Consider the following 2,455-nt stretch of genomic DNA (forward strand, 5'->3'; position numbering starts at 1 on the left):
TCGGCCACCGCGGTGCGTGCGGCGAACGCCCGGAGAACACGCTCGCCTCCTTCGAGCTCGCGCTCGCGCAGGGCGCCGACGTGATCGAGACCGACGTGCACCTGACGCGCGATGGCGAGGTGGTCGTACTGCACGACGCCGACGTCGCGCGCACGACGAATGCGCGCGGCGACGTGGGCAGCCTGACCTGGGCGGAGCTCGCGCAGCTGGACGCGGGCTTCCGCTTCACCGCGCCGGACGGGAGCACGCCGTTCCGCGAGCGCGGCATCCGCATCCCGCGGCTCGCGGACATCCTCGACCGCTTCCCGGACACGTACTTCAACATCGAGCTGAAGCGCAGCGACGAGCGGCTCGTGCCGGAGGTGCTCGACTTGTTACGCCGCCGCGGTCGCGAGGCGCGCACGCTGCTCGCGGCCGAGCACGACGACACGATGCGCCTCTTGCGCAGCGCGGTCTCCGAGCGCGGCAGCAAAGTCGCGATCGGCGCCTCGGTGGGCGACGTGCTCGGCTTCGTGCGCGCGGCCGTCGAGCGCGTGCCGCCGCCGCCCGGCCCGATGGCGCTGCAGATCCCTCCCGAGTTCGTGGGCCGCCCGCTGGTCACGCCCGAGCTGCTCGCGCACGCCCGCGAGTACGGCGTGCAGGTGCACGTGTGGACGATCAACGACACCGCGGAGATGAAGCGCCTGCTCAGCCTCGGCGTTGACGGAATTATGAGCGACTTCCCCGCGCGCCTGCGAGCGGTGGTCGACGAGCGACCGCGTGCTTGAGCCGCTCGCGCCCGCGGCGCTGGTGGCTGAGGAGCTGCCGCGCATCGCCGCGTGCGCGCGCGGGCGGCCCGTGCTCGATCTCGCCTGCGGGCGCGGGCGCAACGCGTTCGCGCTGGCGGGCGCGGGCCTCCGCACGATCGGCCTCGATCGCGACGCCGCCACGCTCGGCGAGCTCTACGTGCGGGCGCGCGAGGCGGGCGCCCAGGTCTCGCGCGTGCGCGCCGACGTCGAGGCAGGCCACGCCCTGCCCTTCGCCTCCGCCTCGCTCGGCGCGCTGCTCGTATTCCGCTTCCTGTTTCGCCCCCTCGCGAGCGAGATCACGCGCGTGCTCGCTCCCGGAGGCGTGCTCGTCTACGAGACGTTCACCACCGCGCAGCGCGAGCTCGGCGGCGGCCCGCGCCGCGCGGCGTTCCTGCTGAAGCCGGGCGAGCTGCGCACGCTCTTCCCGCAGCTGCGCACGCTGCGCGCGCAGGAAGGCGTCTTCGCGGAGCCTCAGCCGACCGCCCTCGCTCGTCTGGTCGCGCTGAAGCCCTAACTCCCATCGGCCGCGAGGCGCGCGAGCGCCCAGCGCGCGTGCTCGGCGATCAGCGCGTCATCGCTGGCGGCGTGGCGCGCCACCGCGTCGCGCAGCGTCGCGTCGCCGGAGTTGCCCGCGGCGACCAGCGCGTTCCGTAACAACCCGCGGTGCTTCGTGCGGCGGATCGCGCTGCTCCGCGTCGCGGCGCGGAAGGCGTCCTCGTCGAGGCTCAGCAGCCACGCGAGCGTCGCGCGCTCGAGCTGCGGCCGCGCGGCGAAGCGCTGCTGCAGCGCTTCACTTGCGTCACTGGCGGCCGCGGGCCGCCGCTCAGCGCGCGCGTTCCACGGGCACACGTCTTGGCACACGTCGCAGCCGAACACCCACGCGCCGTGCCGCTCGCGCAGCGGCTCCGGAATCGCGCCGCGCAGCTCGATCGTCGTGTACGAGAGACAGCGCGTGGCGTCGAGCACGTAGGGCTCGGGGAAGGCGCTGGTGGGGCACGCGTCGAGGCACGCGGTGCACGTGCCGCAGCGATCGGGCTCCTCCGCATCGGGCGGCAGCGCGAGGTCGGTGATGACCACGGCGAGAAACACGAAGGAGCCGAGCTCGCGATCGATCAGCAGGCCGTGCTTCCCGATCCAGCCGAGGCCCGCGCGCGCGGCGGCGGCGCGCTCGAGCACCGGCCCGGTGTCGACGTAGCTGCGCAGCAGGACGGGCGCGGCGACGAGCGCCTCGATGCCGCTCTCGAACGCGCGCAGCCGCTCGCGCAGCACGTCGTGGTAGTCGTCGCCGCGCGCGTAGCGCGAGATGCGCGCGTCGCCGCCGGCAGCGTCTTCGCCGCGCGCGTAGCGCATTGCGAGCGGGATCAGCGTGCGCGCACCGGGCGCCAGACGGCGCACGTCGATGCGCTCCTCCACGCGGCGCGCGAGGTACGCCATCTCGCCCGCGTAGCCGCGCGCCAGCCACTCGCGCAGGAACGCATTCGTCGCGCCGGGCGCGGCGGGCGCGAAGCCGACGCGGTCGAAGCCGAGCGCGAGCCCGAGCGCGCGAATGCGTTCAGCGAGAGCGCGGACGTCCATCGCCGCGATCTTGGCAGCGATCAGGCCGCGATGCGCTTCTCGTAGGCGCGCAGGCCGGCGTCCGCGGCGAGCAGCAGCAGCACCGCGACGAC

General features: G+C 74.6%; 3 protein-coding genes. 2 read left to right on the forward strand and 1 reads right to left on the reverse strand.

Features of this window, described 5'->3' with window-relative positions:
* Both FJ091_22090 and FJ091_22095 read left to right on the forward strand, forming a co-directional pair.
* Nucleotides 1-767, forward strand: a 767-nt coding sequence (locus FJ091_22090) for a glycerophosphodiester phosphodiesterase (protein MBM4386040.1), incomplete at its 5' end; no start/stop codon positions are given.
* On the forward strand, nt 760-1,302 hold the full coding sequence (locus FJ091_22095; GenBank protein ID MBM4386041.1) for a class I SAM-dependent methyltransferase: 543 nt from the start codon (nt 760-762) through the stop codon (nt 1,300-1,302). The genes FJ091_22090 and FJ091_22095, both read left to right, overlap by 8 nt.
* Here the strand turns inward: FJ091_22095 and queG are convergent.
* Nucleotides 1,299-2,384, reverse strand: coding sequence for a tRNA epoxyqueuosine(34) reductase QueG (queG, locus tag FJ091_22100; GenBank protein MBM4386042.1), 1,086 nt, complete (start codon nt 2,382-2,384; stop codon nt 1,299-1,301). The two genes, FJ091_22095 and queG, sit on opposite strands and share 4 nt — an antisense overlap.
* Nucleotides 2,385-2,455 lie beyond the last annotated feature (71 nt).

The organism is Deltaproteobacteria bacterium, from assembly GCA_016875395.1.
Classification (GTDB): domain Bacteria; phylum Myxococcota_A; class UBA9160; order UBA9160; family UBA6930; genus VGRF01.